This is a genomic window from uncultured Draconibacterium sp. (genome assembly GCF_913060805.1).
GTDB lineage: Bacteria > Bacteroidota > Bacteroidia > Bacteroidales > Prolixibacteraceae > Draconibacterium.
Window position 1 is genome coordinate 1 of record NZ_CAJXTC010000074.1, and the last position, 5,619, is coordinate 5,619.

Sequence of the window (5,619 nt, forward strand, 5' to 3'; positions counted from 1 at the left end):
ATTCGGCATAATAATATATTCACCCAGGATTAAATTCATGTCGGGGCGCATATCAAATGTTTTTAACCATTCGGTTTGGACAATTTCCCCAATTTCCGATAATTGCATTTCCCCGTTCACAACCTTGCCAAAATAATGTTCGCGGCCCTGCGCGCAAATGGTAACAAAATAGGCCGCGTTGCGGCTATAATCCCAATTTTGCAATCGGGCCGACGGTATGCGGTATTTATTTCTGAATTTGTCGGGCATGGTTATTTTTTATCAAATTGGTTCGCGATGGAATCGCGCAGCAGCGAGACACTACCTTTCTTTTACAAGGTATTTGAATGCGCTAAATGAAAGAATGATAAATTGAATAATTAGAATAAGATAAATCATCGCAAAAACGCTTTCTTCAAGGGAACCTTCTTCTGTTTCTGTAAAATAATTAGCATTTATTATACCTGAATATAAAAAGAATAAGAACCATAGGATCGTGGTTTTTTTCTGATTAAAGAATCGCAAAAATTTATATTTAAAAAGCTCACGCTTCATTTTGTGCTTTTTCAACTCCTTTAGTATCCTTGCATGAAACGTATATTCTATTATACCAAGATTCTCGGGGTAGATGTAAATACACGGAACATTGTTTTTCCCATACACCCTCATTTTTTCTTTATAGCGTTCTCTGTCGTCTTTGGTGTTGTTCCACAATCCTTGAAACTCGACATACATTTTTAGGCGAGGTAAATAAAAATCGGCAACCCGGTATTCGTGGTCGTCGTTTCTCAAGCCACGTATTACTTTTTCTGCTTGATTTTTAATCCCATTTTCTCGGAAAAAACTTTTAAGGAATAACTCTCCTTCCGATGGTTGGTTTGAATGCATTAGTGATTATTTAATAATTTATATTTGATCAAAGTACGAATTACAGAGTCCCACAGGGGTATTTTTAGGCAATTCATCTGCCGTTTTTACATATGGTTATTCTGTCCGAATAAAGAAATGTATTACTTGTCCGAAATTAAATACATTCAAAACAACCTGACCGATCAGAACTAATGAATAGGTTAGTACAAAACACAAAAAAAATTGAGATAGTATATTCATTATTTCTGCAAATATATTTCCGATTACAATGGAACTACACAAATTGATTACTGTGGAGACTATTATACCAAAAACAAGAGATGTTGTTTGTAATAGAAGACTAAATGCAAAGACACTGCTCATTTTCTGATAAAAACTATATTTCTCACCCTCTTCGATATTTGGTTCGGTCATCTCCTTAAGGATATTTGTAGAGTTCAGACTTATGAGAATTATATATGCCCCTAGGTTAAATCCCAGTACACTTGGTATAATTGACGTTGCTTGTTGAGCAAGAAATTTTAATATATCAAACTTAGGTATTTGTAATAAGCTCGCAAATATTATTGACAACGTAGACACACATATTGCAGTCCAGAAATATTGACTTTTAAAAATTGGCTTATTGCTCCAATAAATTTTTAGAAGTGTTTTTAAATTACCGTTGTGAGTTTCTTTTAATAGCTTATCTGTTGCATTCATTTTACTCTTCGTTTCTAAAAAGTAGCATTATTCTATTTACAATAGCAGTTCTAAAACTTTCATAATCTGATTGAATTTTAATTCTTTTGGCTTTATCTTTTGTTGTAACAGTTTTTCGTTCGCCATCAGAAGTCGTTATTTCTGCTGAATTAATATTGCCATTCCCTTTGGCTAATTCAATTCCGCCTTCCAGTATCTCCTCTCCCTCAATGTTCATATAATCATTATGGTCTGCTTCTGCCTTAACATTTACTTTACCAATCTGACTCCTTTTCAATCTCCTATCGAATAAAGATGCCGCAGCCCCAAGGGTATCGTCATTAGTGTAGGAAATAGAGTAATCTAACTTATGTACCTTCTTCGCGGTAAGCAACTCACTAATCGCTGTTTCCTCTTTTTGAATTTCAACCGCAATTTTATCTCCATACTGTATAACCTGTGAGGCATTGGATATTAAAAACCTGCGAACCTGACTTGCCGTGATTTTATTTCCTAATTGAACACATAATCTATGGGCAGAGGGAATAAAAACATAATCTGTGTAATCTGGATTATATAGCTTTGATGTATCATATTCTTCCTCTTCTGTTGTCGAACTTTCAATGTCTAAAGAACGCCCATTCTTATTGTCAAAATAAATACCCTTACCTAGTCGACCGTAGATATATTCAATACCTGTTTCTGTTTTCTTCTGGTAAGCAGAATACATTATTAGATGTTGGTTTTCACTAACTGCACTGTGGCATTTAAGTTCAACTAATTTAAGTATAATTGCTTTGTAAGCTTCTAACTTCTCTGCATCACTTTTTTTAGTTTGAAGTTTAAGATTAACTACTTCAAATTCAAAAATCGGATTGGTTTCTAACATGATTATTAATTATTTTAATTTAAGATTTTTTTACTTATTCCCCTTCGCACGGTTGTGTGTCTTACACAACATCTGGCAGTTTTTAGCATCGGTTGCACCTCCTTTACTCCATGCCGTTACATGGTCGGCATCCATTTCGTTTAGCTTCCAGATTTTTTGTTTGTTGGCATCGTGGCCTAATGCACAAAGAGGACAATTGGATACTCTTTTCTTTTCAGCATCGGAGGTTTGTTTTTTATAGCTTACTTTTTTTATTGGTTCGCTAAATACCCGTACGTTAAGCAATTTGGTATCGACCGAACCGCCAAGTATGTATTCGAAAATCCCCTTCCGGTTTGTTACATACGAATCGCTGATAAGCTCCTGCACTTCGTCCGAAACTTTTTTCGGATCATATGCTTTTTTATGATATGTTTCGTATAACCGTCCCCATTCCAAACCACACATCTCTTTTTCTACATCGATAAATACTCCGCTTACCCAATCGATAACACTACTGAAATAGGTTTTTAGTTCGTTTATGTTTTTGTCGTATCGGTGTTGGCTCATGTACGGAATAATCTTCCCTTTACTCACCCAATCGAGTGCACGTTCCAGAAACTCCTGACGATTGGCACTACCTTTTATATAGGCCCCCCATTTTTGTATGTTAGCGTTTTGTGTATTACTAAACTCTTCTTTAGCCAGGGTAACAAAAGGCCCTGAGAAAATGGCATTGTTAACTTCCTGATCGTTAAGCGGAACACCGGCAATATTTATGGTACGAAACCATTCTTTTATTTCGCTTTCTTCGCCCTCGCATTCGTAAATCAATAAGGGTGTTTCCTTTATAAGCTTTTGCTTATTGGAGGCAATACCATCAAAGTATTGCTCCATACCGTTTTCGTCTTTTACGGCAAATTTGTTGGTAACGTAGCGGCCAAAACTGGTAATACGTTGTTGCCCGTCGAGTACCTCAAATTTATCGTCGGCTACTTTTACAAAATAAATAAGTCCCAGCGGGTAGCCTTTAAGGATAGATTCAATTACGGCTACATCCTTTTTACCATCGGCATAAATGTAATTGCGCTGGTACTCGGGCTGTATGGTAAGTGTACCGCTTAGTCCAAACAGGCCTTTGCCCTCCAGCTCGTTGTAAATAAAACCCTCGCAAATGGCTGCAACGGTAATGTCGGTTCTTAGGGTTGTTTTCATGTAGTTCTTTTTTTATGTCGTATAAAAATCCTATCATATGTTCTTCTACCATTAACAATCGAACAACCACCTCGGTCATCAGAATGAGGAACATATCCCATCTGTTGAAGAGCCTCTCTTGGTGCTGATGCTCTTGTGTTTCCACTTGCCTGCCAAATTATTTCAAACTGCTCAGGAGAATATTTATCAAGGAAACTGATTGGTACTCCCATTACTCCATCATAATCACTTGGAATAGCATTGGAGAATGGCACCTCTATAGCATCGTAATTATCGTAAGTGTCATACGAATTCTTTCCTTTCATCTTTTTATTAAACCGAAGATTATCGGCCATTGACATTAATTGCATAGGCTCATGTCTTCGTCCGTGATCAAGATTCGAAAACCATCTAACACCTTTTATTCTTAAAAACTTTCGTCCTGATTCATCAATTCTCCATCCCGCAGCATTTATTGGATATGAATCTGGCACTTGAAATTCGCGGTCTCCACTACTGATACTTGGCCCAAGCCACAGTCTATTTCCTTGAATTAATGGAAAAACAATTTTGTATTTTATGGCATTCATATTTCCAATAATTACAAACTGTTTGTTGGCCTCAACTATCCATGCCAAAAATTCGCGGAACAAGGAGAAAGGCGGATTGGTGATAATGATATCAGCTTCATCGCGTAGTTTTTTTATCTCGTCGCTTTTAAAGTCGCCATCGCCATCGAGGTAATGCCATTCCAGGTCGTCGACATCTATTTTACCGTCGCCGCTGCGGTCGTGGTCGAGTGTAAATATCTTGCCATTCTTTTTGGTTTTATATTCGTCGTACTGCGGATCGTTTACCTCGAACAGGCTTGGCTGGTAGCCGCTTTTGTATTTTTTGCTGTTGGCGGCATAGCTGGTACTAATTAGCTTCTTCAGGCCAAAGCGTTCGAAGTTCTGTGCAAAAAACTTGGTAAAGTTGCTCCATTCGGGGTCGTCGCAGGGCAGTAATATAGTTTTGCCTCGAAAAACATCGGGGTTGTATTCGATGTAGGCATTAATTTCTTTTTCAATATCGTGGTATTGGGTATAAAACTCATCGTTTTTAGCCCGTTTTGCTTCAGCGAGGTTTTTGTTTGCCATCTACTATTTTGGTTGTTTGCTAATTTGGTGTTTTTTACGAATGCCCAATGTAGCAAAAAATGGGGAAATATTTTTATTGTTAATGAGATGTTTGGGGGCTAAAGCCCGGCATTATAAGTAAGATAACTAACCCCGGCATTAATGCCGGGGTTAAGCGGAGGCCCCTCAGAACCAGGCTTTAGCCCCAGTGCCCCGCCACACGCGGCTTTCAGCTAATTGCCCAAAATGCAAACACCCTTAACTATCTGATTTTAAAGCTCCCACAGGTGACAGAAGTTGGTTTCAAACGCGTTTTTTTACGCCCCCAGCTAACAGAAAGTGGTTTCAAACGCATTTTTTTTCGTCTCCAGCAGCTGGGGAAGCTTTCAAACGTGTTTTTTTCCGTCCTCAGCTGCTGGGGAAGCTTTCAAACGCATTTTTTTTCGTCCTCAGGTAACAGAAGTGGGTTCCGAACGCGTTTTTTTGCGCCGCCAGGTGACGGAAGTGGGTTTCAAACGCATTTCCGCACGCCGCCAGACAAACGAAATGGGTACAAAACGTATTTTTCCTTGTGCTCAGCACACAGCTGGTGGTACCAAAGGCATTTTGCACAGGTATTGGTCACCTGTGCAACTAAACCGTTGTGTTTTGGTGTATCATCGCACCGGCAACAACGCAACAAAACAGATTTTGAAACACTTAGCAGCGCACATTTTAAACAAAAGTTTGTTGTAAAACATGCTATCAGCTCTTGACTTGGCTTAACATATCGTTTAATTTTATTCAACAATTAATACCAAAAGCATACAAAATCCACAAATTCAACAACATATTTAAAAATCAACAAACATTTCAAAACAACTCACCAATTCATTATGAAAATTTTAAGAGTGGTTTTTAGTCGTTTCC

5 protein-coding genes and 1 pseudogene are annotated in these 5,619 nt (G+C 38.0%); all 6 read right to left on the reverse strand.

From position 1 onward, the window contains the following. Nucleotides 1–249 (reverse strand): annotated as a pseudogene (locus tag QZ576_RS22400) (hypothetical protein); the annotation flags it as partial. Between the two features lie 51 nt (nt 250–300). Continuing rightward, on the reverse strand, nt 301–867 hold the full coding sequence (locus QZ576_RS22405) for a hypothetical protein (RefSeq protein ID WP_297101803.1): 567 nt from the start codon (nt 865–867) through the stop codon (nt 301–303). A 96-nt stretch (nt 868–963) separates the two neighbouring features. After that, a complete protein-coding gene (locus QZ576_RS22410) occupies nt 964–1,551 on the reverse strand; it encodes a hypothetical protein (protein ID WP_297101806.1) in 588 nt (195 codons plus the stop codon). Between the two features lies 1 nt (nt 1,552). Beyond that, nucleotides 1,553–2,419 carry a DUF4747 family protein gene (locus tag QZ576_RS22415; protein WP_297101809.1) on the reverse strand — a complete coding sequence of 289 codons (867 nt, stop codon included), beginning with the start codon at nt 2,417–2,419 and terminating at the stop codon, nt 1,553–1,555. Nucleotides 2,420–2,449: 30 nt separating this feature from the next. Then, nucleotides 2,450–3,613, reverse strand: a complete 1,164-nt coding sequence (locus QZ576_RS22420; RefSeq protein ID WP_297101812.1) for a DUF262 domain-containing protein — start codon at nt 3,611–3,613, stop codon at nt 2,450–2,452. After that, entirely contained in the window at nt 3,610–4,731 is a 1,122-nt protein-coding gene (locus tag QZ576_RS22425) for an adenine-specific methyltransferase EcoRI family protein (RefSeq protein WP_297101815.1), read from the reverse strand. The genes QZ576_RS22420 and QZ576_RS22425 overlap by 4 nt, the downstream gene beginning before the upstream one ends. Between the last annotated feature and the right edge of the window lie 888 nt (nt 4,732–5,619).

Bases quoted from the DNA above. Each gene is read 5' to 3' on its own strand.
- QZ576_RS22405 (WP_297101803.1), bottom strand. From the start codon at position 867: ATGCATTCAAACCAACCATCGGAAGGAGAGTTATTCCTTAAAAGTTTT.
- QZ576_RS22410 (WP_297101806.1), bottom strand. From the start codon at position 1,551: ATGAATGCAACAGATAAGCTATTAAAAGAAACTCACAACGGTAATTTA.
- QZ576_RS22420 (WP_297101812.1), bottom strand. From the start codon at position 3,613: ATGAAAACAACCCTAAGAACCGACATTACCGTTGCAGCCATTTGCGAG.
- QZ576_RS22425 (WP_297101815.1), bottom strand. From the start codon at position 4,731: ATGGCAAACAAAAACCTCGCTGAAGCAAAACGGGCTAAAAACGATGAG.
- QZ576_RS22415 (WP_297101809.1), bottom strand. From the start codon at position 2,419: ATGTTAGAAACCAATCCGATTTTTGAATTTGAAGTAGTTAATCTTAAA.